This is a genomic window from Duganella sp. CF517, assembly GCF_900110275.1.
GTDB lineage: Bacteria > Pseudomonadota > Gammaproteobacteria > Burkholderiales > Burkholderiaceae_D > Rugamonas.
On sequence record NZ_FODC01000002.1, the window covers coordinates 990,947 to 1,016,425 of the forward strand.

Annotated in this window: 27 protein-coding genes; 7 read left to right on the top strand and 20 right to left on the bottom strand. The window is 65.8% G+C overall.

Features of this window, described 5'->3' with window-relative positions; translation table 11 throughout:
- Positions 1-57: 57 nt before the first annotated feature.
- From paaZ to paaA, 11 genes are all read right to left on the bottom strand, one after another.
- Complete coding sequence (gene paaZ, locus BMX85_RS11435) at positions 58-2,109, bottom strand: phenylacetic acid degradation bifunctional protein PaaZ (protein WP_090317293.1); 2,052 nt, start codon at positions 2,107-2,109, stop codon at positions 58-60.
- 16 nt (positions 2,110-2,125) lie between these two features.
- Positions 2,126-2,737, bottom strand: a complete 612-nt coding sequence (gene paaY / locus BMX85_RS11440) for a phenylacetic acid degradation protein PaaY (protein WP_090317296.1) — start codon at positions 2,735-2,737, stop codon at positions 2,126-2,128.
- A 9-nt stretch (positions 2,738-2,746) separates the two neighbouring features.
- A complete protein-coding gene (paaK, locus tag BMX85_RS11445; RefSeq protein ID WP_090317298.1) occupies positions 2,747-4,072 on the bottom strand; it encodes a phenylacetate--CoA ligase PaaK in 1,326 nt (441 codons plus the stop codon).
- 20 nt (positions 4,073-4,092) lie between these two features.
- Positions 4,093-4,551, bottom strand: a complete 459-nt coding sequence (gene paaI / locus BMX85_RS11450; protein ID WP_090317301.1) for a hydroxyphenylacetyl-CoA thioesterase PaaI — start codon at positions 4,549-4,551, stop codon at positions 4,093-4,095.
- On the bottom strand, positions 4,544-6,136 hold the full coding sequence (paaH, locus tag BMX85_RS11455) for a 3-hydroxyacyl-CoA dehydrogenase PaaH (protein WP_090317303.1): 1,593 nt from the start codon (positions 6,134-6,136) through the stop codon (positions 4,544-4,546). The genes paaI and paaH overlap by 8 nt, the downstream gene beginning before the upstream one ends.
- A 2-nt stretch (positions 6,137-6,138) precedes the next feature.
- Positions 6,139-6,930 (bottom strand): 2-(1,2-epoxy-1,2-dihydrophenyl)acetyl-CoA isomerase PaaG, encoded by a 792-nt coding sequence (paaG, locus tag BMX85_RS11460; protein WP_090317305.1) that lies wholly within the window; start codon positions 6,928-6,930, stop codon positions 6,139-6,141.
- Between the two features lie 12 nt (positions 6,931-6,942).
- The gene (gene paaE / locus BMX85_RS11465) at positions 6,943-8,022 is read right to left on the bottom strand and encodes a 1,2-phenylacetyl-CoA epoxidase subunit PaaE (RefSeq protein WP_090317307.1); all 1,080 of its coding nucleotides are present in this window, start codon (positions 8,020-8,022) and stop codon (positions 6,943-6,945) included.
- Positions 8,023-8,027: 5 nt separating this feature from the next.
- Positions 8,028-8,585, bottom strand: a complete 558-nt coding sequence (paaD, locus tag BMX85_RS11470; protein WP_090317309.1) for a 1,2-phenylacetyl-CoA epoxidase subunit PaaD — start codon at positions 8,583-8,585, stop codon at positions 8,028-8,030.
- A 10-nt stretch (positions 8,586-8,595) separates the two neighbouring features.
- A complete protein-coding gene (gene paaC, locus BMX85_RS11475) occupies positions 8,596-9,348 on the bottom strand; it encodes a 1,2-phenylacetyl-CoA epoxidase subunit PaaC (protein ID WP_090317311.1) in 753 nt (250 codons plus the stop codon).
- Between the two features lie 12 nt (positions 9,349-9,360).
- Entirely contained in the window at positions 9,361-9,645 is a 285-nt protein-coding gene (paaB, locus tag BMX85_RS11480) for a 1,2-phenylacetyl-CoA epoxidase subunit PaaB (protein WP_090317313.1), read from the bottom strand.
- Positions 9,646-9,723: 78 nt separating this feature from the next.
- Complete coding sequence (gene paaA / locus BMX85_RS11485; protein ID WP_090317315.1) at positions 9,724-10,710, bottom strand: 1,2-phenylacetyl-CoA epoxidase subunit PaaA; 987 nt, start codon at positions 10,708-10,710, stop codon at positions 9,724-9,726.
- A 181-nt stretch (positions 10,711-10,891) separates the two neighbouring features.
- Between paaA and paaX the strand changes: the two genes are divergently transcribed.
- On the top strand, positions 10,892-11,818 hold the full coding sequence (gene paaX / locus BMX85_RS11490; protein WP_090317317.1) for a phenylacetic acid degradation operon negative regulatory protein PaaX: 927 nt from the start codon (positions 10,892-10,894) through the stop codon (positions 11,816-11,818).
- A 3-nt stretch (positions 11,819-11,821) separates the two neighbouring features.
- Here the strand turns inward: paaX and BMX85_RS11495 are convergent, their stop codons facing one another.
- Positions 11,822-12,058 (bottom strand): DUF4160 domain-containing protein, encoded by a 237-nt coding sequence (locus tag BMX85_RS11495; protein WP_090317320.1) that lies wholly within the window; start codon positions 12,056-12,058, stop codon positions 11,822-11,824.
- 193 nt (positions 12,059-12,251) lie between these two features.
- Between BMX85_RS11495 and BMX85_RS11500 the strand changes: the two genes are divergently transcribed.
- Together BMX85_RS11500 and BMX85_RS11505 are read left to right on the top strand one after the other, a co-directional pair.
- Complete coding sequence (locus BMX85_RS11500; RefSeq protein ID WP_090317323.1) at positions 12,252-13,382, top strand: M14 family metallopeptidase; 1,131 nt, start codon at positions 12,252-12,254, stop codon at positions 13,380-13,382.
- 163 nt (positions 13,383-13,545) lie between these two features.
- A complete protein-coding gene (locus BMX85_RS11505; protein ID WP_143067949.1) occupies positions 13,546-14,706 on the top strand; it encodes a hypothetical protein in 1,161 nt (386 codons plus the stop codon).
- A gap of 16 nt (positions 14,707-14,722) precedes the next feature.
- Here BMX85_RS11505 and pmbA read toward each other — a convergent pair whose 3' ends face one another.
- The gene (pmbA, locus tag BMX85_RS11510; protein ID WP_090317329.1) at positions 14,723-16,075 is read right to left on the bottom strand and encodes a metalloprotease PmbA; all 1,353 of its coding nucleotides are present in this window, start codon (positions 16,073-16,075) and stop codon (positions 14,723-14,725) included.
- Positions 16,076-16,169: 94 nt separating this feature from the next.
- Between pmbA and yjgA the strand changes: the two genes are divergently transcribed.
- The 3 genes from yjgA to BMX85_RS11525 all read left to right on the top strand — a co-directional run bounded on the left by yjgA (position 16,170) and on the right by BMX85_RS11525 (position 18,211).
- Positions 16,170-16,772 carry a ribosome biogenesis factor YjgA gene (gene yjgA / locus BMX85_RS11515; RefSeq protein WP_090317333.1) on the top strand — a complete coding sequence of 201 codons (603 nt, stop codon included), beginning with the start codon at positions 16,170-16,172 and terminating at the stop codon, positions 16,770-16,772.
- Between the two features lie 3 nt (positions 16,773-16,775).
- Positions 16,776-17,423: a molybdopterin adenylyltransferase gene (mog, locus tag BMX85_RS11520; protein ID WP_090317336.1), complete on the top strand. Its 648-nt coding sequence runs from the start codon at positions 16,776-16,778 to the stop codon at positions 17,421-17,423.
- Between the two features lie 122 nt (positions 17,424-17,545).
- Positions 17,546-18,211, top strand: a complete 666-nt coding sequence (locus BMX85_RS11525) for an alpha/beta hydrolase (RefSeq protein ID WP_090317339.1) — start codon at positions 17,546-17,548, stop codon at positions 18,209-18,211.
- On the opposite strand, the gene BMX85_RS11530 is transcribed toward BMX85_RS11525, so the two are convergent.
- Genes BMX85_RS11530 through BMX85_RS11545 form a run of 4 tightly spaced genes read right to left on the bottom strand, consistent with a single transcriptional unit; the run spans position 18,195 to position 20,677 of the window.
- On the bottom strand, positions 18,195-19,214 hold the full coding sequence (locus BMX85_RS11530; protein ID WP_090317342.1) for a serine hydrolase domain-containing protein: 1,020 nt from the start codon (positions 19,212-19,214) through the stop codon (positions 18,195-18,197). The two genes, BMX85_RS11525 and BMX85_RS11530, sit on opposite strands and share 17 nt — an antisense overlap.
- A gap of 40 nt (positions 19,215-19,254) precedes the next feature.
- Positions 19,255-19,779, bottom strand: a complete 525-nt coding sequence (locus BMX85_RS11535) for a PIN domain-containing protein (RefSeq protein ID WP_090317346.1) — start codon at positions 19,777-19,779, stop codon at positions 19,255-19,257.
- Positions 19,779-20,087: a hypothetical protein gene (locus tag BMX85_RS11540; protein ID WP_090317349.1), complete on the bottom strand. Its 309-nt coding sequence runs from the start codon at positions 20,085-20,087 to the stop codon at positions 19,779-19,781. Before BMX85_RS11540 ends, BMX85_RS11535 begins: the two co-directional genes overlap by 1 nt.
- Before the next feature lie 35 nt (positions 20,088-20,122).
- Positions 20,123-20,677 carry a carboxymuconolactone decarboxylase family protein gene (locus BMX85_RS11545; protein WP_090317352.1) on the bottom strand — a complete coding sequence of 185 codons (555 nt, stop codon included), beginning with the start codon at positions 20,675-20,677 and terminating at the stop codon, positions 20,123-20,125.
- 125 nt (positions 20,678-20,802) lie between these two features.
- Here BMX85_RS11545 and BMX85_RS11550 point away from each other — a divergent pair, with 125 nt between their 5' ends.
- A complete protein-coding gene (locus BMX85_RS11550; protein WP_090317355.1) occupies positions 20,803-22,134 on the top strand; it encodes an aspartate aminotransferase family protein in 1,332 nt (443 codons plus the stop codon).
- A gap of 118 nt (positions 22,135-22,252) precedes the next feature.
- Here BMX85_RS11550 and BMX85_RS11555 read toward each other — a convergent pair whose 3' ends face one another.
- Genes BMX85_RS11555 through BMX85_RS11565 form a run of 3 tightly spaced genes read right to left on the bottom strand, consistent with a single transcriptional unit; the run spans position 22,253 to position 25,473 of the window.
- A complete protein-coding gene (locus BMX85_RS11555; protein WP_090317358.1) occupies positions 22,253-23,104 on the bottom strand; it encodes a fumarylacetoacetate hydrolase family protein in 852 nt (283 codons plus the stop codon).
- A 31-nt stretch (positions 23,105-23,135) separates the two neighbouring features.
- Positions 23,136-24,056: a 2OG-Fe(II) oxygenase gene (locus tag BMX85_RS11560; protein WP_090317360.1), complete on the bottom strand. Its 921-nt coding sequence runs from the start codon at positions 24,054-24,056 to the stop codon at positions 23,136-23,138.
- 4 nt (positions 24,057-24,060) lie between these two features.
- Positions 24,061-25,473, bottom strand: coding sequence for an MFS transporter (locus BMX85_RS11565; RefSeq protein WP_229210396.1), 1,413 nt, complete (start codon positions 25,471-25,473; stop codon positions 24,061-24,063).
- Positions 25,474-25,479 lie beyond the last annotated feature (6 nt).

A 25,479-nucleotide genomic window follows, 5' to 3' on the forward strand; every position in this document is an offset into this window, starting at 1 on the left:
TAAAAATAAAGCGCTATTGTGACCGGCGACGGCCAAAAAGGAAAGCACCCTCCCCCATCAAGCGCGCTTCATCACCAGGGTGAGAATGTCGTAACTGGCAACCAGTTCGTCATGCTGGTTGGTGACCTGCACATCCCACGCGACCACGCCCTGGCCGACGCCCTTGTCGTCGGTGCGGTTGCGGTCCACCTTGCGCTTGCAGGTCAGCCGCGCGCGGATGGTGTCGCCGATCGCGACCGGCGTGATGAAGCGCAGATTGTCCAGCCCATAGTTGGCCAGCACCGGCCCCGGCGCCGGCGAGACGAACAGGCCGGCCGCCGCCGACAGCACGAAGTAGCCGTGCGCGATGCGCTTGCCGAACTGCGTGTCCCTGGCGGCGATGTCATCGAAGTGCATGTAGAAGTAGTCGCCCGAAACGCCGCCGAAATTGACGATGTCCGCCTCGCTGACCGTGCGGCGGTGCGTGAGCAGCGAGTCGCCGATCTTGAGCTCCTCGAAGTGTCGGCGGAACGGATGCACTTCGCTTTCCTGCACCCTGGCGCCGCGCACGTATTCGCCGGTGACGGCGGCGAGCATCGTCGGCGAACCCTGCACCGCCGCGCGCTGCAGGAAGTGGCGCACCGCGCGGATACCGCCAAGTTCCTCGCCGCCGCCGGCGCGTCCCGGGCCGCCGTGTTTAAGCTGCGGCAGCGGCGAGCCGTGGCCGGTGGAGTCGACCGACGCTTCGCGCTCCAGTATCAACACGCGGCCGTGCGAGGCTGCGGCCACCGGCACCGCATAGGCGGCGATGGCCGGCTCCTTGGTCACCAGGGTAGAAACCAGGCTGCCCTTGCCGCGCGCGGCCAGCGCCAGCGCTTCGTCGATGCCGTTGTAGCTGATGATGGTGCTGACCGGACCAAAGGCTTCGACATCGTGCACGGCGTCGTTGGCCATGCCGTCGCGGCACAGCAGCAGCGTCGGCGCGAAGAAGGCGCCATCGGCGACGCCCTCGCCGACCGGCCTGAAGCCGTCGCCTTCGCCGAACAGCACCTCGTTGCCGCGCGCGAGCATCGCCAGCCGCTCGGCGACGTCGCGCTGCTGGTCCCGGGACGCCAGCGCGCCCATGCGCACGCCGTCGACCGACGGGTCGCCGACGCTGACCTTGGCCAGGCGCTCGCGCAGCCGCGTGCCGACCGCGTCGACCAGGTTCTCGGGGACGATGATGCGTCGGATCGCGGTACACTTCTGGCCCGCCTTGCCGGTCATCTCGCGCGCGACCTCCTTGACGAACAGGTCGAACTCGGCGTCGTCCGGCGTGATGTCCGGCGCCAGGATGGCGCAGTTGAGCGAATCCGCCTCGGCGGTGAACGGCACCGAGTTGGCGATCAGGTTGCGGTTGACGCGCAGCTTGGCGGCGGTGTCGGCGGACCCGGTGAAGGTGACGACGTCGGCGCCACCGAGGCGGTCCAGCAAATCGCCGGTGCCGCCGATGACCAGCTGCAGCGCGCCCTCCGGCAGCAGGCCGGATTCGTGCATCATGCGCACCACCGCCTCGGTCAGGTAGCTGGTCGCGGTGGCGGGCTTGCCGATGCACGGCATCGCCGCCAGGAAGCTGGGCGCGAACTTCTCCAGCAGGCCCCAGATCGGGAAGTTGAAGGCGTTGATGTGCACCGCCAGTCCGCCACGCGGCACCAGGATGTGGGTGCCGGAAAAGCCGCCGTTCTTACCCAGTGCCATGGCCGGGCCTTCGTGCAGCACGTTCGACGACGGCAGTTCGCGCCCGCCCATGCTGGCATAAGCGAACAAGGTGCCGGTGCCGCCTTCGATGTCGACCCAGCTGTCGGCGCGGGTGGCGCCGGTCAGGTGCGAGATCGCGTACAGCTCCTCCTTGCGGCCGACCAGATACAGCGCCAGCGCCTTCAGTCGCGCGGCACGCTGCTGGAAGTCGAGCTTCATCAGCGCCGGCACGCCGGTCTTGCGGGCGTAGGTGACGGCTTCGTCGAAGTCGATCCGCTCGGCGTGGGTATGGTAGATCAGCGAGTTGTTCAAGGCGTTGTGCAGCGGCGTCGAAGCTTCGCGGCCGATCCAGCGGCCGCCGATCAGGCTTTGCAGGGTTGATACTTGGGTCATAGGTGTTCTCCGTGATTTATGCCGAGGCGTTTTTGTGCAGATGCAGCGGCAGCGAGCTTTCCCACTCGATGCGCTTGCGGTCCGCTTCCACTTCGGTCAGCGCGTCGACCTCGCGCATGGTTTGCATGGACCGCACGGCCAGCTCCTGGTATTGGCCGGTGCCGGCGCTCTTCCATTGAATTTCGTCGTCGCGCAGCTCGCGCACCACCTTGGCCGGCGTGCCGACCACCAGGCTGCGCGCCGGCACCTCCATGCCGGCGCGGACGAAGGTCATGGCGGCGACGATGCTGTCGGCGCCGATGACGGCGTTATCCATGATCACGCTGTTCATGCCGACCAGCGCGTTGCGGCCGACGCGGCAGCCGTGCAGCACCGCGCCATGGCCGATATGGCCGTCCTGTTCGACGACGGTGTCGGCGCCGGGGAAGCCATGCATGACGCAGGTGTCCTGCAGGTTGGCGCCCTCCTCCAGTATCAACCGTCCGAAGTCGCCGCGCAGCGCCGCCAACGGGCCGACATAGCAGCGCGGCCCGACGATGACGTCGCCGATCAGCACCGCGCTGGGATGTACGTAGGCGGTCGGGTGGACCACCGGGGTGACGCCATTGATCTCATAGACCTTGACCATGTCCGCTCCTCAGGCCCGGTCGCGCGGCCGCTGGTCGACCACGCGCCGCGCCTTGCCGGTCAGCGTGCGTTCGATGCCGTCGGGCGCCATCACCCGCACCTTGGTGGTGACGCCGACGTTGGTTTTGATGCGTTGTTCCAGCTCGCGGGCCAGCGCCTCGTCTTCGCCGGCCGGCAGGTCGCCGGCTTCGGCGCGCAGTTCGGCCAGCACATCGAGCTTGTCCAGATGGCCGTCGCGGGACACGATCAACTGGTATTGCGGCGCCAGTTTCGGCATCTTGAGTATCAGTTCTTCGATCTGCGACGGGAAGACGTTGACGCCCCGGATGATCAGCATGTCGTCCGAACGGCCGGTGATCTTGCCGATGCGGCGCATCGAGCGCGAGGTGGCGGGCAGCAGCCGCGTAAGGTCGCGCGTGCGGTAGCGGATGATCGGCAGCGCCTCCTTGCTCAGCGACGTGAATACCAGCTCGCCCTCCTCACCGTCCGGCAACACCTCTCCCGTTTCGGGATCGATGATCTCCGGGTAGAAGTGGTCCTCCCATATCACCGGACCGTCTTTGCTTTCGATGCATTCGCTGGCGACACCCGGTCCCATGACCTCCGACAGCCCGTAGATGTCGACCGCGTCGATACCGGCGCGCCGTTCGATCTCGGCGCGCATGGCGTCGGTCCACGGTTCCGCGCCGAAGATGCCCACCTTGAGCGGACTGGCGGCCGGATCGAGCCCCTGGCGCTGGTACTCCTCGATGATGTTCAACATGTACGACGGCGTGACCATGATGATCGACGGCTTGAAGTCCTCGATCAACTGCACCTGCTTCTCGGTCTGGCCGCCGGACATGGGAATGACCGTGCAGCCAAGCCGCTCGGCGCCATAGTGCGCGCCCAAGCCGCCGGTGAACAAGCCGTAGCCATAGGAGATGTGCACCATGTCGCCGCGACGCCCGCCCGCCGCGCGGATCGATCGCGCGACCACGTTGGCCCAGGTGTCGATATCGTTCTGCGTATAGCCGACCACCGTCGGCTTGCCGGTGGTGCCGCTAGACGCGTGCACCCGCACCACGCGGTCCCGCGGCACGGCGAACATGCCGAACGGGTAGTTGTCGCGCAGTTCCTTCTTGCCTGTGAACGGAAACTTGGCGATATCGGCCAGCGTGCGCAGGTCGTGCGGATGCACGCCGGCGGCGTCGAAGGCGGCGCGGTAGTGCGGGACGTTGTCATAGGCGTGCTTCAGCGACCATTGCATGCGTTGCAGCTGCAAGGCTTGCAGCTCGTCCTTGCTGGCGCGCTCGATCGGTTCCAGCTCGGACAGTTCGGGGATGCGTTGGACCATCGGTGTCTCCTCCGTATTTTTTATATGACTTCGCCGCCGACCCTCAACGACTTACCCCGGAACAGGGCAACCGTCCGGCCTTCCTGATTACTGACCTTGACGTCGTAGACGCCGCTCTTGCCGCTCAGCGCCAGCTCCACCGCTTCGGCCGTGAGGACGTCGTGCAGCCTGCCCGGCGCCAGGTAATCGATGGTGCAGGCCGCGCCGACGGTGTTCAGGTTGTAGCTGTTGCAGGCGAAGGCAAAAGCGCTGTCGGCCAGCGTGAAGATAAAGCCGCCATGGCAGCTCTGGTGCCCATTGAGCATATCGGCGCGGATCGTCATGGACATGATGGCGCGACCGGGACCGACCGCGTTGATCGTCATGCCCAGCCCCTTTGAGGCGGGATCGCGCGAGAACATCGCGTCGGCGACCTTTTCCGCCAATGCTTGCGCATCGGCGGACGACGGGACCGCAGACGAGGAATGTGGGTTATGCATGAAAAACCGCTCCGCTGGCGTGCTTGCGGCGCAGCAGTGGCGAGACGCGATAGCGTTCCTCCCCATAGCTGGCGGCGAGATTGGTCAACACGGTCACGATCTGGCCTATGCCTATCGCATCGGCCCACGCCAGCGGTCCACGCGGATAGTTGACGCCCTTTTGCATGGCGATGTCCGCCGCCTCGGCGCTGCAAACACCCTGGTTGACGGCATCCGCCGCCTCGTTGGCGAGCATGGCGACGGTGCGCATGACGGCCATGCCGGGAACGTCGTCCAGCCGCGTCACGGCGAAGCCGGCGGCCTGGAACAGCCCCACCACCGACTGATAAGCGGCCGGCGAGCATTGATCGGCGCAAGTGACGGCGATGCGGGTGGCACTCGCGTAATCCAGCGACAAATCGAACAACACGGTATCCGGATGCTGGTTGTCGCGCGCGCGCTCGGTGGCGCTGCGGCCGTCGGTCAGGTAGACCGCCGCGCCGTTGCAGTGAAACGCCGGCGCGCCGTCCGCACCGGCGGCGTGTCCGCGCGCCTCGGGCGACTGGCGATGGGTGACGGTGATGCCAGCCGCACGCAGACGCTCGGCCAGCGCATCGGCCACGGAGCTACCCGCCACACGCGGCGCGCCGGCCTTCGCGCCCTGCTCGACGGTGTAGCTGACGAATTCCGGAACCGGCCGCGCAGGCTCGGTTTGAGGCTGCGGCAAGGCGGTGGAGCCATCGCCGTAACTATAAAAACCCCGCCCCGATTTGCGACCGAGATATCCGGCGTTGACCATCTCCTGCTGCAGCACCGACGGCGTGAACCGCGGATCGTTGAAGTAGGCGTGGAACACAGACTGCGTGACCGCGAAGTTGACATCATGTCCGATCAAGTCCATCAACTCGAATGGCCCCATGCGGAACCCGCCCGCTTCGCGCATGACGGCATCGATGGTGGCGGCATCGGCGGCTTGCTCGCTGAGCAGGCGCCAGCCTTCGGCATAGAACGGCCGCGCGACGCGATTGACGATGAAGCCCGGCGTCGACTTGGCGTGCACGGGATTCTTGCCCCACGCGGCGGCGGTGTCGCACACGGCTTGCGCGACGGCGGCGTCGGTCGCCAGGCCGCTGATCACCTCGACCAGCGCCATCAACGGCACCGGATTAAAGAAGTGCATGCCGACCAGGCGCTCCGGCTTGCGCAGCTTGGCGGCGATGGCGGTGACCGAGATCGACGACGTATTGGTGGCGAGGATGCAGTCGTCGCCTACGATCGCTTCCAGCTGCGCGAACAGGCCGCGTTTGGCGTCGAGGTTCTCGACGATGGCCTCGACCACCAGCCCCGCGCCGGCCACGTCGTCCAGCGTGACGGCGGCCCGCAGGCGGGCGATGGCGGCGGCCGCGGCGACGGCGCTCATGCGCTCCTTCGCCACCAGCTTGTTGAACACCAGCGCGATATCGGAGATGGCCTTGGCCACCGCTTCGGGACGGGTATCGTACAACTTGACGGTGTAGCCGGCGACGGCGGCCACCTGCGCGATGCCGGCGCCCATCGCTCCGCTGCCGATGACGGCGACCAGATGGTCCTTGCTCAAAGCTGCCATGCTCATTTCCCCTGGAATTGCGGTGCGCGTTTTTCCATGAAGGCGGCGACGCCTTCGCGGTAGTCCTCGGTGCGACCCAGTTCGCTCATCATGCCGCATTCGAGCGTCAGCTGCTGCTGCAAGGTGTTGTGGGGGCTGGCGTACAGCGCCTGTTTGGTGAAGGCCAGCCCCTTGGTCGGCGCGGTGGCGAAATGGCGCGCCATGGCCATCGTCTCGGCGGCCAACTCCTCGTCCGGCACGGCCTTCCAGATCAGGCCCCAGGCTTCGGCCTTCTCGGCGCTCAGTTTCTCGCCCAGCATGGTCAGGCCCATCGCGCGCGCGCTGCCGATCAGGCGTGGCAGGAAGTAGGTGCCGCCGGTATCCGGAATCAGTCCCAGTTTGCAGAACACTTCGACAAACGACGCCGATTTGGCGGCGAGGACGATGTCGCACGCCAGCGCGAGATTGGCCCCGGCGCCGGCGGCCACGCCGTTGACGGCGCAGATGACGGGCATCGGCAAGCCGCGCAGCGCCAGCACCAGCGGCGCGTAGTTCTTCTCGACCGAGTCGCCCAGGTCGACGGCGCGCGCGCCCGGCTCCACCGCGCGGTCGGACAGGTCCTGGCCGGCGCAGAAACCGCGTCCGGCGCCGGTCAGGATCAATACGCGCACGCTCTTGTCGCCGCCGACTTTATTGACAGCGTGGCGCACCTCGTCGTGCATCGCCTGCGTGAAGCTATTGAGCTTATCGGGACGGTTCAACGTGAGCTGGGCAATGCCGTCGGTGATCTCAAAAAGGATGTTCTCGTAGTTCATGGCGTCTCCGTTTTATTCGGCCTGGTCGAAGTCGATGACGACTTTGTCGGTGATGGGGAAGCTCTGGCAGCTGAGGACATAGCCGCGCGCGATCTCGTAGTCTTCCAGCGCGTAGTTGACGTCCATGTCGACTTTACCTTCGAGCAGTTTGCAGCGGCAGGTCGAGCACACGCCGCCCTTGCAGGAATAGCGCATGTCGATACCGGCGCGCAGGCCGGCGTCGAGCAGCGACTCTTTGTCCTGGTCCATCGTGAAGCTGCTGGCGCTACCGTCCATGATGACGGTGACCTCGGTTTCATGGCGCGCCGCTGCCGGATCGAGCGCGCGCGGCTTGTGCTGGTGTTTGGGGATACTCGCGGCGAACAGTTCGATCTTGATGTTCGACTTCGGCATGCCGGCTTCCTGCAACGCCTCTGACACGCCCAGCATCATGTCCTCCGGGCCGCAGATGAAAGCGACGTCGATGTCGTCCACGCGCACCCAATGCCGCAGGAACTGCGCGCATTTTTCCTTGGTAATCCGGCCGTTGAACAATTCGATGTCCTGCTGCTCGCGGCTCATGACGTAGGCCAGCTTCAGGCGATCCATGTAGGTGTCTTTGAGGTCCGACAGTTCGTCCTTGAAGATCACCGACGACGAAGCGCGGTTGCCGTAAAAGAGCGTGAAGCGGCTGTGCGGTTCGGCCGCCAGCGTCGTTTTGATGATCGACAGGATCGGCGTGATGCCGCTGCCGGCGGCGAAGGCCAGATAGTGCTTGTGGTTGGCGGCATCCAGCGGCACGTTGAAGTGCCCCATCGGCGGCATGACGTCAAGCGTCAAGCCGGGTTTGATCGATTCGTTGGCCCAGCTGGAGAACAGCCCGCCCTGCGTGCGCTTGATGGCAACGCGCAGCGCACCCTCGTGGACGGCCGAGCAAATCGAGTACGAGCGGCGCACGTCCTCGTCATCGATGATGGCGCGCAGGGTCAGGTGCTGCCCTTGCTGAAAGCGGAAACTGTCTTGCAGCTCGGGCGGCACGGCGAAGGTGACGGCGATGGTGTCGCGCGTTTCGTTGCGCACTTGCGAGACGGTCAGCGGGTGGAATTTGCTCATGGTCGTTAGTGGCACTTGAAGTAGTCGAAAGGCTCGCGGCAATCCAGGCACTTGTACAGCGCCTTGCAGGGCGTCGAGCCGAACTGGCTGGTGATCCCGGTGTGGGAAGAGCCGCAGTTGGGACATACGATGGCAACACGCGGCCGCGGACTGCGCGAGATGGCCGCCAGCGCGCCGCCGCGCGTCCCAGCTCGCAGGCCGCTGATGTCGATCACCTGTTCGGCCGGCGGCGCGATGCCATAGCCCGACAGCTTGGCCTTGCCCTCCTCGCTCATCCAGTCGGTGGTCCAGGCGGGCGAGAGCTGGTTTTGCAGGCGCACATCCGGGACGCCATGCGCGTGCAGCGCCTCGGTGATCGCGTCGGCGATGACCTGCATCGCCGGGCAGCCTGAATATGTCGGTGTGATGGTGACCGTGCAGACCGCATCGTCCAGCCGCACGTCGCGCACGATGCCCAGGTCGACGATCGAAATGACCGGGATCTCGGGATCGGATACCTCGGCCAGCCAGGACCAGACCTGGGCTGCGCTCAACACGGGGGCTTCCACAACGGCGGCTGTCATCGCGACACTCCTACCACTCGGCGCCGGGATAGGCGCGCTGCAGGAACTGCATCTCCGCCAGGATGTAGCCCAGGTGTTCGGTGTGCCGTCCCTGTTTGCCGCCCTTTTGCATCCAGGCGTCGGCCGCCGGCATGGTCAGCGTGGCCTCGGCGAAGATCTCCGCCACGTGCGCCAGCCAGTGCGCGCGCAGTTCGTCGGCCGGCGGCGCGATGCCCTCTTCCACCATGGCGTTGTCGATGGCGTCGTAGGCGAACACTTCGCCGCTGTACATCCACAGCTCGTCGGCGGCGCTCTGCGTGCGCGCGTGCGCCAGCTCGGTGCTGTCGCCCAGGCGCACGATCAAGTCGCCGCTGCGGCGCAGGTGGTACGTGACCTCCTTGAGCGACTTCTCGGCGATGGCGGCGATGCGCGGGTCGGCGCTGCGCGTCAGACCTTCGATCAGGAAGTAGTGCCAGGTGTCGAAGTAAAACTGCCGCATCATGGTGTCGGCGTAGTTACCGTTCGGCTGTTCGAGCAGCAGGCAGTTCTTGAAATCGTGGGCGTCGCGGTGGTAGGCCAGCTTGTCCTCGTCGCGGCCGGCGCCTTCCAGTTCGGCGGCGTATTCGTACCACAGGCGGGTCTGGCCGAGCAGGTCGAGCGCGACGTTGGTCAACGCCATGTCCTCTTCCAGCGCGGGACCTTTGCCGCACAGCTGCGAGAGCTGCTGGCTGAGGATCAGGGCGTTGTCGCCGAGGCGCAGCAGATAGTTTACTTTGGTGTCCACGCTAAGCTCCGCTTACAGGTTCTTGACTTCGGCCGGCATCGGGAAGAAGGTCGGGTGGCGATAGACTTTGCTGTTGGCCGGCTCGAACAGCGCGCCCTTGTCGCCCGGGCTGCTGGCGACGATGTCGGCGGCGCGCACCACCCAGATGCTGACGCCTTCATTGCGGCGCGTGTAGACGTCGCGCGCGTTGTTGACCGCCATTTCGGCGTCCGGCGCGTGCAGGCTGCCCACGTGCTTGTGCGCCAGGCCATGCTGGCTGCGGATGAACACCTCCCACAGGGGCCATTCTTTGCTCATGTTGTGCTCCTCAACTTTTTATTCTGGTGGCGGCGCTTGGCCGAATACGCTTCGCCAATCCGCCGTGGGTGATTCGACTCAGGCGGCGGCTTTAGCGGCATGTTTTTCGGCGTGGACGACCAGCGCTTCGCGGAACCATGCGCCGTCTTCCCAGGCTTTGACGCGCGTGCGCAGGCGTTCGCGGTTGCATGGGCCGTTGCCCTTCAAGACATTGTGGAACTCGCTCCAGTCGATGGCGCCGAATTCGTAGTGGCCCGTCTCCGCGTTGAATTTCAGGTCGGGGTCCGGCACCGTCAGGCCGAGGAACTCCGCCTGCGGGACGGTCTGGTCGACCATGCGCTGGCGCAGTTCGTCGTTGGAGAACAGCTTGATGCGCCACTGCGCCGATTGCGCGCTGTTGACCGATTCGGCGTCCGAGGGACCGAACATCATCAGCGACGGCCACCACCAGCGATTGAGCGCGTCCTGCGCCATCGCTTTCTGCTCCGGCGTGCCGCGCGCCAGCGACATCATGATGTCGTAGCCCTGGCGGGCGTGGAACGACTCCTCCTTGCAGACGCGGATCATGGCGCGGGCGTACGGTCCGTACGAGCAGCGGCACAACGGAATCTGGTTGATGATGGCCGAGCCGTCGACCAGCCAGCCGATGGCGCCCATGTCGGCCCACGACAGGGTCGGGTAGTTGAAGATGCTGGAATACTTCGCTTTGCCGCTGTGCAGGGCCGCCAGCAACTCGTCGCGGGAGACGCCCAGGGTTTCGGCGGCGCTGTACAAATACAGGCCATGGCCCGCCTCGTCCTGGATCTTGGCCAGCAGGATGGACTTGCGCTTCAACGTCGGCGCGCGCGTGACCCAATTCCCCTCCGGCAGCTGCCCGACGATCTCCGAGTGCGCGTGCTGCGAAATCTGGCGGATCAGGGTTTTGCGGTAGGCGTCCGGCATCCAGTCCTTGGCTTCGATCTTGACGCCGTCGTCGATGCGGGCCTGGAAGGCGCGCTCGTCGGCGGCCATGTCGTCGGCCGTGCGTACGGTGCTCAGGCCGGTTTCCACCATTTGTGCGTACATAGCTGTCTCCTCGTGTCACATCATATTACGATACGCAATCTGATTTTGCTACGATTTTTTTGAATCATATTAGAATAGAGTATCCCGAGAGAAAGAGGCCACAAGCGGCCACAAATAAATGCTGCGCCGCGGCCGGGGCAAAGTAAACTATTGTTTCCATGAAAAGACCCGACGTTTGCCTATGAATTATTCCGATTGGATAGCGAATTGCCTTGCCGGCGATCCGCCGCGCTCGAAGTCGCTGGTGGTGACCATCTTCGGCGACGCCATCGTGCCGCACGGCGGCATGGTGTGGCTCGGCAGCCTGATCGAGCTGCTGGCGCCGTTCGGCGTCAACGACCGGCTGCTGCGCACGTCCGTGTTCCGGCTGGCGCAGGAAGGTTGGCTGGGCGCACAGCGAGATGGCCGGCGCAGTTCGTACGCGATCACGCCGGACGCGATGGCGCGCTTCGTGCACGCCTACCGCCGCATCTATGCGCCGCTCAACGTGCATTGGGATGGCAGCTGGACCTTGGTGCTGAACGGCGACGGCGCGCTCAACGCGGCCGAGCGCAGCGCCGTGCGCAAGGAATTGCTGTGGGAAGGCTATAGCGTGATCGCGCCCGGCATCATGGGGCATCCGGCGGCCGACGGCGGCGCGCTCAACGAGCTGCTCAAGCGGCTGGGCGTGGCCGGGAAGTTGTTCGTGGTGCAAGCCAAGTCGATGGAGCGCGTCGCCGGCCGGCCGTTGAGCGATCTGGTCGCCAGCGGCTGGGATGTCAGCGACGTCGCGCTGGGATACGAGGGATTCATCCAGCGCTTCGAGCCGCTGCTGGAAGCGCTGCGCGGGCAAGATGGCGACGCGCAGCCGACGCCGGAGCAGGCGTTTGTGATACGGACACTGTTGATCCACGCCTACCGGCGCGTGCAGTTGCACGATCCGCAACTGCCGGTGGAGTTGTTGCCGACGCCGTGGCCGGGCGCGCTGGCCTATGAGCTGGCGCGCGGCGTTTATCAAGCCGTCTATGCGGACGCCGAGCGGCATGTCGAAGCGGTGTTGCGGCGCGAGGATGACGCCGCGCCCGCCGCCGAGCCGGCGTTCTTCGACCGCTTTGGCGGCCTGGGGTAAGCACTAGCGTAGCCACGTGCGCCAGATCTGGCGCATTTGCACAACATGGTCGGCGATGAATTGCTCGGCCTCGCGCAGTTGCCCGTTCGATAAGCCGGTGTGCCACGCCAGCGCCACATCGGGCTCGAGCCAGAACTTGGCCGTGCCGTCCGGGTGCGAGACGTGGATGTGCATGCGCTTGTCGCCACGGGCGAAAAAGTAATACCGGAAGTCGTCGGCCTGGAATAGCGGCGGGTTCATGGCGGGCTCCTGCGCGGCGTTGAAGTCACTTCAACTTAGCAAACCGGCCGCGCTCCGGCTTGCGCTGGCGCAGGCGCACTTTGACCAGCCGTCCATCGGCGGGCGCCCGGCGCCGCCGCGAGCCTGTATGATGTCGGCACTGCGCCAAAAGTGCAAAAATACTCTTTACACTGAATCCACCAGGACTTACGCAATGTCTATCAAAATCAGCCAGCACTTCGACGCCGGCGCCATCGAAGTCGTGCGCGCCGACGATCCGGCGGCCATCGACCTGAACATCCGCAAGGATTCCCACGCCGACATCACGCAATGGTTTTATTTCCGCGTCCAGGGCGCCCAGGCCACGCCGTTGAACCTGCGTTTCCTCAACGCCGGTTCGGCCGCCTACCCGGACGGCTGGAAGGATTACCAGGCCGTCGCCAGCTACGACCGCGACAGCTGGTTCCGCGTGCCGACCACCTATGACGGCCAGGTCATGACGATCAACCACACGCCGGAATACGACAGCGTCTACTACGCCTATTTCGAGCCGTACTCGTGGGAACGCCACCTGGCGCTGCTGGACAACGCGCAACTGTCGCCGCTGGTCAAGCAGGTCGACCTGGGCAGCACCATCGACGGCCGCGACCTGAACATGCTGGTCATCGGCGATCCGGAAGCGGAGCAAAAGGTATGGGTCATCGCGCGCCAGCATCCGGGCGAGACGATGGCCGAGTGGTTTGTCGAAGGCATGGTCGACGCCCTGCTCGACCCGGCCAATCCGTTCGGCCGCCAGTGCCTGAAGGAAGCGGTGTTCTACGTCGTACCGAACATGAATCCGGACGGCTCGGTGCGCGGCAACCTGCGCACCAACGCGGCCGGCGCCAACCTCAACCGCGAATGGCTCAATCCGACGATGGAACGCAGCCCGGAAGTGTTCCTGGTCAAGAACAAGATGCTGGAAATCGGCTGCGACCTGTGCCTCGACATCCACGGCGACGAAGGCTTGCCGTACGTGTTCGTGGCCGGCAGCGAGTCGTTGCCCAATTTCACGGCGGATCAGGCCGAGGCGCAACAGTATTTCATCGACAACTTCCTGATCGCCAGCCCGGACTTCCAGGACGAATATGGCTACGGCGAAACGCCGTACACGCCCGAGACGTTGACGATGGGCTCGCCGCACATCACCCACGCGTTCGGCTGCCTGTCGCTGACCGTGGAGCTGCCGTTCAAGGACAACGCCAACGATCCGGACCCGGACACGGGCTGGAACGGCGCCCGCAGCGCCGAGCTGGGCCGCGCGGTGTTGCAGCCGGTGTTGCAGTCGCTGCTGGCGCAGCAGTAACGCTGAAAACCCGGACCGCCGCCATGGCGGTCCGGCCGGCGCTTGAGCTGCGCTTGAGCTGCGCTTGAGCCCAAGCCCTGCGGCGCGACAATGTGCCTGTCGCAGGGAAAAATACACTGAACCTCATACGGCGCATCCCGCGTGCCGTTTCGGGAGGTTCAGCATGATCACCTTGATATCGTCGATGCGCCGCGCGCTCGCGTGCGCCATATTGCCCGCGACCGTGTTGCTGCTGGGCGCCTGCGGCACACCCTACCGGCCGCCACAATTTGTCGAACCCGACCCGCAGTTTCCCGGCCTGATCGATCTCGCCGCGGGCGCCGAAGGCCGAGTCGCCGACGTGTTGCTGGTGCACGGCATGTGCACGCACGACGCCGGCTGGGCGGCGCACGTGGTCGGCCAACTGACGCGGGCGCTGACGGACGCCACCACGCCGCCAGGCGCCAGGCCACCGACCTTTGCCGCCGTCGATCCGCAGATCCAGATCGTGCCGTCGACGGTCGAGACCCCGGCCGGCCGTTTGCGTTTCGATGCGCTGATCTGGTCGCCGTTGACGGTGCCGCTCAAACGCCAGCTATGCTACGACCAGACCGACAAGTCGCCCATCTGCGCGGGCGAGCCGCCGTATCCGTTCATCCGCGCGCGCATCAACGCCCGCGTCAAGGATGTGCTGATCGACGATTGCCTGCCCGATCCCTTGATCTATCAGGGCGTGGCGCGCGACGACATCCAGCGCCGCATGCGGGACGCGATCTTGCAGGTGCTGGCCGCCAGCGACGCGCCGGCCGGCCTGCCGCTGATGGTGGTGTCGGAGAGCCTGGGCAGCAAGATCCTGTGGGATACGTTGCTCAACATGACGCACGAGCAAGCCGGCTCGCCTGCATCGCAACTGGCGCGGCGCGCAGTCGACCGCTTGCGCTTTCTGGTGATGGCGGCGAATCCGGCGCCGCTGCTGTCGCTGGCCGAGCAGCAGATTGGATCAGGGGGTGTCGGCGCGTTCATCCAGGCTGTGCCGGTTCCGCCCGATAGTTTGCAGGTGCTGTTGCAAGAGCGCCGGGCAAGGCGGCCCCGTTCCCTGCTGGATCGGCGCCTGACCTTGGTGGCGTTGACCGATCCCAACGATCTGTTGTCGTACACGCTGCCGGTGGAGCGCTACGCCAGCGAGGAAGTCACGGTCTACAACATCCTCGTGTCCAACGCGCCGACATGGCTGGGCTTGCTTGAACGCCCCGACCGCGCCCACCTGGAATACCTGGACAATCCCGACGTCGGCCGGCTGATCGCCTGCGGCCTGCCGTCCAGCCGGCTTTGCAAGCGGGAGTAGCGCGGGCGGCGGAACGTCAGCCGCCGGCCACCACCATGTTCTCGATCAGGATCGAGCCGGTTTCCTTGTTGCCGCGCACCAGCGTATCGGTGCCGACGGCGACGATCTGCGCCAGCATGTCCTTCATATTGCCGGCGATGGTGATCTCCTCGACCGGATACTGGATGATGCCGTTCTCGACCCAGAAGCCGGACGCGCCGCGCGAATAGTCGCCGGTCACGTAATTGGTGCCCTGGCCCATCAACTCGGTCACCAGCAGGCCGGTGCCCATTTTTTTCAGCATCGCCACGAAGTCGTCGTTCTTCCTGGTCGAGGTCGACGTCAGCGACAGGTTGTGCGAACCGCCGGCGTTGCCGGTGGTCTTCATGCCTAGTTTCCTGCCGGTGTAGGTCGACAGGAAGTAGCCCTGCACCACGCCATCCTTGACCACGTCGCGCCGGGCGGTGCGCACGCCCTCGTCGTCGAACGGCGCCGAACCGACGCCGCCGACGATGTGCGGGTCCTCGATGATCTGCACATGCTTGGGCAGCACCTGCTTGCCCAGCGAATCGATCAAAAAGCTCGACTTGCGGTACAGCGCGCCGCCGGACGTCGCCTGCACGAACGCGCCCAGCAGACCGGCCGCCAGCGGCGCCTCGAACAGCACCGGGCAAGTGCGCGTATCGATCGTGCGCGCGTTCAGGCGCGCCAGCGCGCGCTCGGCGGCGTAACGGCCGATGGACTCGGGCGACGCCATTTTTTTGGCGTCGCGCACCGACGAATACCAGTCGTCGCGCTGCATCTTGGAGCCCTTGCCGGCGATCGGCGCCACCGACAGCGTGTGGCGCGAGAACGGATAGCCGCCGATGAAGCCGCGCGAGTTGGCCGACACGAAATGCGACTGCTGCACATGCACGTTGGCGCCTTCGGAATTGGTCACGCGCGGGTCGACGTCGAAGGCGGCCGCCTCGGCGCGCTGGGCCAGCGCCACGGCCTGCTCGGTGTTCAAATCCCACGGATGGAACAGCTTCAGGTCGCGCGGCGACATTTCCAGCATGTCCTCGTCGGCCAGGCCGGCGCAATCGTCGTCGGCGGTGAAGCGGGCGATGTTGTAGGCTGCTTCCACCGTCGCCTTGAGCGCCGCCGGCGAAAAATCGGAGGTGCTGGCGTTGCCGCGCCGCTGGCCGATGAACACCGTCACACCCATCCCCTTGTCCTTGTTTTGCTCGATCGTCTCGATCTTGCTCTTGCGGACCGACACCGACAGACCACTGCCTTCGCTGATTTCGACGGCGCAATCGGTGCCGCCCTGCGCCTTGGCAAACGCCAGCACATCGCGCGCGAGCTGCCTTAACTGGTCCTGGGTGTGGGTGAAATGGGTATCGCTCATGGGCTGTTTTCGTCGGTTGGCCGCTAAAACAGTTATCATAGCAGTCGTTTACAGTTTACAGGGGCAGGTACACGCCCCACCGAAAGTTGATATTATGGTAAATCCAAATCGCGGCGCGGTCGGCTTCAGCTCCACCGAATTCGAGCAAGAATACGAACGCCCTTCCAAATCCGAGATGAAGCGCCAGTCCGACGCCCTGCAGAAAATGGGCGAAACGCTGGTCGAAGCGGCGCGTGACCGCGTCAAGCGCGTGCCGATGCCCGAGGACGTGCGCGACGCCATCCTCGAGTGCCAGCAAATCACCAACCACGAGGGCCGCCGCCGCCAGATGCAGTTCGTCGGCAAGAAGATGCGCACCCTCGACGAGAACGAAGTGGCCGAGATCCAGAAAGCCATCGACAGCTGGAAAGGCGCCTCCAAGTCGGAGACGGCCGCCATGCACGCGATGGAACGCCGCCGCGACAAGCTGCTTGCCGATGACAAGGCGCTGACCGTGCTGCTGGAGGAGAACCCGGAACTGGACGTGCAGCAGCTGCGCACCTTGATCCGCAACGCCCGCAAGGAGCAGGCCGAGAACAAGCCGCCGAAGGCCTACCGCGAGATCTTCCAGATCCTCAAGCAGATCGACGGCAAGAAGAAGCAGGCGGCCACCGACGAAAGCGACAACGCGGTCGACGACGAGCAGGATGACGAGTAATAGATGACAAGTAATACCACCACCGACGCCGTCACCGCCGTCGATCCGGCGCAATTGCTGGTCATCGGCCTGGTGTCGGTCTCGGACCGCGCCAGCGGCGGCGTCTATGAAGACCAGGGCATCCCGGCGCTGGAGGATTGGCTGGCGCGCACGCTGACCACCCCCTATCGGCTTGAAACCCGCCTGATCGCCGACGAACGGGCGCTGATCGAAGCGACGCTGACCGATTTGGTCGACATCGACCGCTGCCACCTGGTGCTGACCACCGGCGGCACCGGCCCGGCGCGGCGCGACGTCACGCCGGAGGCCACGCTGGCCGTCGGCACCAAGGAAATGCCCGGTTTCGGCGAGCAGATGCGCCAGATCAGCCTGCACTTCGTGCCGACCGCGATCCTGTCGCGCCAGACCGCGGTGATCCGCGAGACGCCCGGGCACGCGGCGCTGATCATGAACCTGCCGGGGCAACCGAAGGCCATCGCCGAGACGCTGGGCGGACTGAAGGACGCCGACGGCGCGATCATTACTGGCGGCATCTTCGCCGCCGTGCCCTACTGCATCGATCTGATCGGCGGCCCGTACATGGAAACCGACCCGGCCGTGTGCAAGGCGTTCCGTCCCAAATCCGCGCTGCGCCCGCAGCCGGCCGCCTGAAGCGACACCCGATGGCCGGCCCGCGCCCACCGGGTCCGAGGCGCCGCCGCTGGCTGGGCGCCGCCGGGGCCGCCGGCCTGCTATATTTCGCCCAACGACTATCCGCATCCCCAAGGAGCCCCATGAGCACGCTGCTGCAAACGATCGAAAAAGAAACCGGCGCCAATCCAAGTGTCGCCATCATCTGGATGCACGGCCTGGGCGCCGACGCCAACGACTTCGCGCCGATGCCGCAGGAGCTCGACCTGCGCGGCTTGCCGCCGATCCGTTTCGTCTTCCCCAACGCCGAGACGATGCCGGTCACGGTCAACGGCGGCTACGTGATGCGCTCGTGGTACGACATCGTCGCCAGCGACCTGGGTCGCCAGGAGGATGAAGCGGGCCTGCGCGCCTCGCAGCTGAAGGTGGAAGCGCTGATCGCCCGCGAAAACGCGCGCGGCATTCCCACCTCGCGCATCATCCTGGCCGGCTTCTCGCAAGGCTCGGCGATGACGTTGCAAACCGGCTTGCGTCAAAAGGAAAAGCTGGCCGGCATGATGTGCCTGTCGGGCTATCTGCCGATCGCCGCCAAGGCCGGCGCCGAGCACACCAGGGAAAGCCTGGCCACGCCGGTTTTCATGGCGCACGGCCGCATGGACCCGGTGGTGCCGCTGGCACGCGCCGAGCAGTCGCGCGACGCGCTGAAGCAGCTCGGCTACGACGTCGAATGGCACGAGTATCCGATGCAGCACTCGCTGTGCCAGCAGGAGATCGTCGACATCAGCGCCTGGCTCAAGCGCATTCTCTGATACCGGCGTCGGCCAGTTGATCCCAGTCCGGCTCGACGCGGTCGGAATTGGAGAGCAGGATCACCGACATGCGCTGCTGCGGCAGGCGCAGCAGCAGCGTGTGAAAGCCCCATAGCGAGCCGCCGTGGAAGATGACGTCCTGGCCGCCGCGCCGGGTCCATTCCAGGCCGAAGCGGTAGTCCGGCACCGTGCCGTCGGCCAGCGGCGACGGTTGCAGCATCGCCTGCAGCAGGCTGTCCGGCTGCGCCCATTGGCGGTGCCATTCGCGCTCCCACAACACCAGTTCCCCGGTACTGGCATAGATGCCGCCGTCGCCCACCGTGTTGGCGTTGCCCAGGTGCTGACGGTAGCCGCCCGGGCGCGCCTCGTCGATCTCGTAGCTGGCCACGCGCTGCGGCAGCACGGCACCGCGATCGTCGTCGAAGCCCATGCGCGTGATCCCCAGCGGCAGCAGCAGCGTCTCGCGTACGTGGCGCGCAGCCGTTTGCCCCGTCAAGCGTTCCAGCAGCGCCGCCAGCAGGATGTAATTGCTGTTGCTGTAGCGGTGCGCGCTGCCGCTCGGGAACGCCACCGTATCCATGCGCGCGATCAGCGCCAGGATGTCGGCGTTGCAGAAGTAGTCGTCGTCGTGGCGGCCGCGCTGGCATTGCAGGAACTGGAAGTAGTCTGGGATACCGCTGCTGTGGTTGAGCAGGCCGCGCAACGCGAACGGTTGTTCGAAGCCGGCCAGTTCCGGCAAGTAGGCGCGGACGTCGTCATCGAGCCCGATCGCGCCGGCGCGCACCTGCGCCAGGATCGCCGCCGCCATGAACTGCTTGGACTCCGAGGCGAGGTAGTACGCCGAGCGGGCCGACAGCGGCACCTCCAGCTCCAGCGACGCCAAACCATGATGCAACTCAAAGACGATCTCGCCGTCTTGCACTACCACGGCGCTGAACCCGGGGCCATCGGGGGGCAAGGTGGATTGTAAGCGTGAAAAATGAGGAATGATTGACGGTGACATTGTGCTTCAGAACAAGATGATTTGAAGCGCCATTCTAGCGCTACACGGTGCCTGCGGCCTCGCGCATGTGCGTAAAATTAATGGCGTCACCACCAGCCGAGACAGCGGAAACGTATAGATCGAGATCGTCCGTCAACAACAAGGTGTCGGCCTGCACCAAAGAAGTCAGACCGGCATCGGTCAACCCTAGCCGCGCAAACAGGTCGGCATCGATCGCTGCGCCATCCACATTGCAGGACTTGAGCGAGCCGGGTTTTTCCAAACAAAACAAGGGATGCAGCCGCAACGACAGTTCATGTCTCAGCCCGCCGCCGATGATCTGTCTGGCCAAATTGCTCGTCTCCGCCAGTACATGCTGCGTGGTGAGAAGTTGGCCGAACCGGCCGACAAACTGGGATACGAGGTCCACATCCTGCGTGCCATATTTGGACAACCGCTTTTGGCCTATCGCCGACGGCAACAGATTGCCGAATAGGTATAGCAGCAAGACATTGGTATCAATAAGAATGCCACGCGCGCTATGCTTACTGACCAACTTGAGCAATTGTTGCTCCAGGCTCGACATTACGATACCTGCCGAATATCCATTTTGACGAACTGACCCGAAGCAGCATCGATAAAAACAGTTTTATAAACGCGATGTTCGATGTGGCTGGGCGCAGGATTAAAGATGGCGCCGATAGTGTTCGGGGTTTGCACGTCCACCCCATTGTGCCGTAGAAAGCCCAGCGTTACCGCCCACAGCTCACGCCCGTTATCCTTGATCTTCTCGATCTCCTCCAAGGCCATCGCCTTCGGAGGATCGTCCTCGTATAACTCAAGCAACGCGCCCTTGGCAGCTTTCACCGCCTCCTTCACATTGATTTCCGCCATGACGATCTCCTTGAACGTTAGGCACCAGTATAAAACTATTCCGGCAAGGGCACGGCGGCCGATGCCGGCACCTCCGTCTGCGCCGCGTTCATCACCATCGCCAGAAACGTGTAGTAGCCGTTGATCCCCATCAAATCGACCACGCCGTGCTCGCCGAACATCGCCAACGCCGCCGCGTACGTGTCGTCATCGACCCGCTGGCGCTGGTGCAGCATCACGCAGAAGTCGTGCACCAGCGCTTCGTCCGGCGCCATGTCCCCGGGTCGCCGGCGCGCCGCGATCGCCGCGATCACGCCGTCGCCGATGCCATGGTCGCGCGCGATCGGCTCGTGGATCGCCCACTCGACCTGCTGGCTCCACTGGCGCGCCGTCACCAGGATCGCCAGCTCCGTCAGCCGCGTGCCGATGGCGCTGCGGTAGCGCAGGTACTCGCCCATGCGCTGCGCCGCCGCCATCAATTCCGGGCTGCGGATCAGCGGCACGAACGGCCCGTACAACGCGCCGCGCGGACCGTCGATGACCGCCTGCGCCGCCACCTGCTGGCTCGCGCTCATGTGTGCGAAGGGAATCGGGCCCAGTCGATCGTTCATAACATTCTTCCTTGTGGCTTTGGGAAACAATTTACTTATGTTCAGGCATTTATCAAGGGAATACAAGCCGATCGGCGCTATCTTCTGCTGTCGGTCACACTCTTCCCCACGCCAGAAAGGACGCCATGAGCCACATCATCCACCGCAACCTGCGCCGCCCGCCGCCGCTGGCCGTCAGTGCCTCCGGGCTGACGGTGCGCGACAGCCGGGGCAATAGCTATCTCGATGCCAGCGGCGGTGCCGCCGTCTCGTCGCTGGGCCACGGCCACCCCGACGTGCTGGCCGCGATGCACGCCCAGATCGACCGCAACGCCTACGCCCACACCGCCTTCTTCACCTGCGAGCCGGCCGAGGAACTGGCCACCCGCCTGGCCAACGACGCCCCCGGCGACCTCGATCACGTCTACCTCGTCTCCGGCGGCTCGGAGGCGATGGAGACGGCGCTCAAGCTGGCGCGCCAGTACTTCGTCGAGGCGGGCGACACCGAACGCAGCGTCTTCGTCGCCCGCCGCCAGAGCTACCACGGCAACACGCTAGGCGCGCTGGCCATCGGCGGCAACGAGTGGCGCCGCCGGCCCTTCGAGCCGCTGCTGATGAACGTGCCGCGCGTGTCGCCCTGCTACGAATACCGGCACCGCGCCAAGGACCAGAGCGTCGACGACTACACCGACGGCTTGCTGCGCGAGCTGGAGGCGCGCATCCTGGCCGCCGGGCCGTCGCGCGTGATCGCCTTCTGCGCCGAGACGGTGGTCGGCGCCACCTCCGGCGCCGTGCCGCCGACGCCGGGCTACTTCCGCGGCGTGCGCCAGCTGTGCGACCAGTACGGCATCCTGTGGATCGCCGACGAAGTCATGTGCGGCATGGGCCGCACCGGCACGCTGTACGCGTTCGAGCAGGAGGGCGCGCTGCCCGACCTGGTGGTGCTGGGCAAGGGCCTGGGCGCCGGCTACCAGCCGATCGGCGCGGTGCTGGCGCGCGACCACATCGTCGCACGCCTGCGCGAGGGCAGCGGCGCGTTCCAGCACGGCCACACCTACATGGGCCATCCGATCGCCGCCGCCGCCGCGCTGGCGGTGCAGAAGGTGATCCAGCGCGACAACCTGCTGGGCGAGGTGACGGTGCGCGGCGCGGCGTTCCGGCGCATGCTGCGCGAGGCGTTCGGCGAGCACCCGCACGTGGGCGACATTCGCGGGCGCGGGCTATTCATCGGCATGGAGCTGGTCAAGGAGCGCGAGAGCAAGGCGCCGTTCGATCCGGAGCTCAAGCTGCACGCGGCGATCAAGGAGCAGGCGATGGCGGTGGGGTTGATGGTATATCCGATGGGCGGCACCATCGACGGCCGGCTGGGCGACCATATCTTGCTGGCGCCGCCGTTCACCAGCACCGAGGCGGAGCTGGCCGAGATCACCACGCGGCTAGCCGATGCCGTCAAACGGGCGTTCGCCAGCGTGCTGTAAACAACGCAACATCGGGGTCAAGTCTGTCATTCGGACACGACCCCGTCGGTAAAGCCACTGCGACGGTTGAACCCGTGTCCGAATGACAGACTTGACCCCGGCGTTGATGACAGCAAGCTTAGCGCGCTTGCCAGGCGATGACGTCCTGCTGCTGTTCGCCCAAGCCGGCGATGCCCAGGCGCAGCGTGTCGCCTTTTTTCAGGAAGCGCTGCGGTTTGCGCGCCTGGCCCACGCCCGGCGGCGTGCCGGTGGCGATCACGTCGCCCGGCTCCAGCGTCATGAACTTCGATAGGTAGCTGATGATCTGCGCCACCGAGAACACCATCGTTTCGGTGCATCCGGTTTGCATGCGCTTGCCGTTCAGATCGAGATACAGGTCGAGCTTTTGCACGTCGTAGATGTCCTCCTGCGTCACCAGCCACGGACCGATCGGGCCGAAAGTGTCGCAGCCCTTGCCCTTGTCCCACTGCGTGCCCATCTCCAGCTGGAAGGCGCGCTCCGAGACGTCGTTGACCACGCAGTAGCCGGCCACGTATTTCAGCGCGTCCTCTTCGCTGACGTACCGCGCGCGCGTGCCGATCACCACGCCCAGCTCCACTTCCCAGTCGGTTTTCTTCGACCCTTGCGGCAGCATCACCGGATCGTCCGGGCCGTTGACGCAGGTGACGGCCTTCATGAACACCACCGGCTCCTTCGGCGGCGGCATGCCGATTTCGGCCGCGTGGTCCGAATAATTGAGGCCGATGCCGATGAATTTGCCGACGCGCGCGACCGGCACGCCGTAGCGGGGATTGCCGCGCACCAGCGGCAGCGACGCCTGCGCAATTTTCTCCAGCTTGCGCAGCGCCTTGGCCGACAGCTGCTCGGGGCCGATGTCGTCGATCACGCCGGACAGGTCGCGCAGTTTGCCTTCGTCGTCGATCAGGCCTGGTTTCTCTTTGCCGGGACGGCCGTAACGCACAAGTCTCATACAGTTCCTTGGTTAAGATGTCTGCGACATTCTAACCGTAGCGTCCCTGTCTCAACCATTTGTTGGCGATGATCTTGGTGCCGCTGACCACCGGCGCGCCGCCGTGCAGCGTCTGGCGGTCCGGCTGGTGGTTGGCGTCGGTGTTGAGGAACCACAGCGCGTTGCCCTTTTTCGGGTACACCTCCAGGCCGATGCCGGGGAACACGGTGCCGCCGCCCTGCTCGACATCGCTCAGGTAGAGGATGAACGTGGCCAGGCGCTGGCCGCCGCGCTGCAGGTGGCTTTGATGGCCGCTGCTGTCCGGGTCGAGCCAGTCGAAGTGCGGCCGGTACTCCTGCGTGCTGTTGTACTTCTGCAGCTGGAACGGCTCGCCGCATTCGGCCGGCCAGTGCGCCAGCGCCGCCAGGCGCCGTTCGATGCGCTCGGCCACCTCGGCTTCGCCGCGCTGGATGAAGGCCATCTCGCTGGTGCGGCCCTCGTGCACCACGCTGGCGCCGTCGGCCTCGCCGGTGACGGTCGAGCGCGTGTAACGGGAGCCGCAGTGGGCGACGATGGCGTCGCATTCCTCCATGCTGAGCACATTGCCGAGCAGGATCACCTGTGGCTGTTTGAGCACGAACAGCAGCTCCACCTCGCGGTCCGGGGCGGCGACCCGATTGCGTTCGATGTCGATGAACGGCATCTGCTGCGGCGCCACGAACACGCTCTGCGCCGCCGGCGCAACGAACCCGGCGCCGGCATCGGCCGCGGCCCGCATGCGCAAGGCTACGTCGATGGCGGCGCTGGCCGCGGCCATGCCGTACTGGCCCGAGCGGGCCATGCTGTTGGCCATGTCCAGCGGGCTGCACGCGCGCGCCAGGTTCTCCGTGATCCAATCCTGCCAACTGCGCGGCAGCGAGGTGAACGCGTCGTCCGCGCCGTTTCCGTTCTGGGCCTGTTGAAGTGTGGTCATCGCGTCATGGAGGGCTGGTCGCCGGGTTGCCGGAATGGACTTCCATTCTACCGGAACCGGCCGGCCGTCTCCAGTGGCGCCAGACGAACCAGCCCAACCCGGGCAATTGCAGCAACACCAGCAGCGCGAAGCCGACCTGGTAGGCCAGGGCCGGGTACTGCTGCAGCAGGTTGGGACGCCAGCAGCCGACCACCATGCCGAAGCCCGCCTGCACCGCGAACGCGCCCAGGAAAATCAGCAGGTTCAGACAGGTCGCGGCCCGTCCCGTCAAGTGGCCGGGCAGGTTCTGCGCGACGATCGCGTACTCGATGCCGGTGACCGTGCCCACCAGCGTAAACAGCACCGACAAGGTCTGGTAGCTGGGCGACCAGTTGAACACGAAGCCCAGTTGCACCAGGATGAACAGCGCCACGCCGGCCGCCGCCACACGGATCGGCGGCACGCCGCGGCGGCCGGCCCACTCGGTGATCATGCCCACCGCGATGGCGCCGAAGATGATCGCGGCCATGCCCAGGTACAGCAGATAGGCGACCGCGTCTTCCGAAAAACGCGCCACGTCGGTCAGCCAGCGGCTGATCCACAGGCCCTGCATGCCGAAGAACACCATGTGCGGGATCAGCACCAGCATGGCCACCTCGCGGAAGGCCGGATGGCGGTACACCTGCGCCATCGCCGCCAGCACCGACGCCTTGCCCGCTCCGGCCGCCGGCGACACCGGCTGCGACGGCGCCAGCGCCCGGATCAGCAGGCCGGTGGTCACCGCCGCCACGGCCAGCACGACGAACAGGCCGCGCCAGTCCGTGTAGTGCAAGGCCAGGCGCACCGGCAACGTGGCCGACGCCGCCCCCAGGCCGCCGACGGCGATCAGGTATCCCTGCACCGACGGCATGCGCGACGGCGCGATCCAGGTCGAAATCGCCTTCACCGCCGACATGAAGCAGCCGCCGACGCCCAGGCCGATGACGGCGCGCGCCACCAGCAGTTCGACGAAGGTGTGGCCGCCCGAGAAGGCCAGCGCGCCCAGCGCCGCCACGATCAACATCGGCAGCTGCACCTTGGCCGGCCCCCAGCGATCGAGCGCGATGCCGACCGGCAGCTGGACCAGCGCGAACGAAAAGAAGAAGGCGCTGGTGAGCAGCCCCAGTTGGCCCGGCGTCAGCGCCAGCGACGTCACCAGCTGCGGCGCCAGCGTCGCGTTCACGGTGCGCATCAGGCTCGACAAATAGTGGCCCAGCGCGAACGGCAGAAACACCAGCAGGAACACGGCGCTTCCCGACAGCTTCGGCGCCCCGCCCACCGCGCCCGCCGGCGCCGGGGTCGCGGCCCCCGCGCGCGGGCCGGCCCCCGTGGCCGCATTGCGGGCCGCCGGTGGCGGCATGCCCACCATGCCCTCGCGCGTCCTTTCGCCGGTCAGCATGGCGTC

Coding starts and splice junctions, on each gene's coding strand:
- paaZ (WP_090317293.1), bottom strand. CDS start 2,109: ATGACCCAAGTATCAACCCTGCAAAGCCTGATCGGCGGCCGCTGGATC.
- paaY (WP_090317296.1), bottom strand. CDS start 2,737: ATGGTCAAGGTCTATGAGATCAATGGCGTCACCCCGGTGGTCCACCCG.
- paaK (WP_090317298.1), bottom strand. CDS start 4,072: ATGGTCCAACGCATCCCCGAACTGTCCGAGCTGGAACCGATCGAGCGC.
- paaI (WP_090317301.1), bottom strand. CDS start 4,551: ATGCATAACCCACATTCCTCGTCTGCGGTCCCGTCGTCCGCCGATGCG.
- paaH (WP_090317303.1), bottom strand. CDS start 6,136: ATGGCAGCTTTGAGCAAGGACCATCTGGTCGCCGTCATCGGCAGCGGA.
- paaG (WP_090317305.1), bottom strand. CDS start 6,930: ATGAACTACGAGAACATCCTTTTTGAGATCACCGACGGCATTGCCCAG.
- paaE (WP_090317307.1), bottom strand. CDS start 8,022: ATGAGCAAATTCCACCCGCTGACCGTCTCGCAAGTGCGCAACGAAACG.
- paaD (WP_090317309.1), bottom strand. CDS start 8,585: ATGACAGCCGCCGTTGTGGAAGCCCCCGTGTTGAGCGCAGCCCAGGTC.
- paaB (WP_090317313.1), bottom strand. CDS start 9,645: ATGAGCAAAGAATGGCCCCTGTGGGAGGTGTTCATCCGCAGCCAGCAT.
- paaA (WP_090317315.1), bottom strand. CDS start 10,710: ATGTACGCACAAATGGTGGAAACCGGCCTGAGCACCGTACGCACGGCC.
- paaX (WP_090317317.1), top strand. CDS start 10,892: ATGAATTATTCCGATTGGATAGCGAATTGCCTTGCCGGCGATCCGCCG.
- BMX85_RS11495 (WP_090317320.1), bottom strand. CDS start 12,058: ATGAACCCGCCGCTATTCCAGGCCGACGACTTCCGGTATTACTTTTTC.
- BMX85_RS11500 (WP_090317323.1), top strand. CDS start 12,252: ATGTCTATCAAAATCAGCCAGCACTTCGACGCCGGCGCCATCGAAGTC.
- BMX85_RS11505 (WP_143067949.1), top strand. CDS start 13,546: ATGATCACCTTGATATCGTCGATGCGCCGCGCGCTCGCGTGCGCCATA.
- pmbA (WP_090317329.1), bottom strand. CDS start 16,075: ATGAGCGATACCCATTTCACCCACACCCAGGACCAGTTAAGGCAGCTC.
- yjgA (WP_090317333.1), top strand. CDS start 16,170: ATGGTAAATCCAAATCGCGGCGCGGTCGGCTTCAGCTCCACCGAATTC.
- mog (WP_090317336.1), top strand. CDS start 16,776: ATGACAAGTAATACCACCACCGACGCCGTCACCGCCGTCGATCCGGCG.
- BMX85_RS11525 (WP_090317339.1), top strand. CDS start 17,546: ATGAGCACGCTGCTGCAAACGATCGAAAAAGAAACCGGCGCCAATCCA.
- BMX85_RS11530 (WP_090317342.1), bottom strand. CDS start 19,214: ATGTCACCGTCAATCATTCCTCATTTTTCACGCTTACAATCCACCTTG.
- BMX85_RS11535 (WP_090317346.1), bottom strand. CDS start 19,779: ATGTCGAGCCTGGAGCAACAATTGCTCAAGTTGGTCAGTAAGCATAGC.
- BMX85_RS11540 (WP_090317349.1), bottom strand. CDS start 20,087: ATGGCGGAAATCAATGTGAAGGAGGCGGTGAAAGCTGCCAAGGGCGCG.
- BMX85_RS11545 (WP_090317352.1), bottom strand. CDS start 20,677: ATGAACGATCGACTGGGCCCGATTCCCTTCGCACACATGAGCGCGAGC.
- BMX85_RS11550 (WP_090317355.1), top strand. CDS start 20,803: ATGAGCCACATCATCCACCGCAACCTGCGCCGCCCGCCGCCGCTGGCC.
- BMX85_RS11555 (WP_090317358.1), bottom strand. CDS start 23,104: ATGAGACTTGTGCGTTACGGCCGTCCCGGCAAAGAGAAACCAGGCCTG.
- BMX85_RS11560 (WP_090317360.1), bottom strand. CDS start 24,056: ATGACCACACTTCAACAGGCCCAGAACGGAAACGGCGCGGACGACGCG.
- BMX85_RS11565 (WP_229210396.1), bottom strand. CDS start 25,473: ATGCTGACCGGCGAAAGGACGCGCGAGGGCATGGTGGGCATGCCGCCA.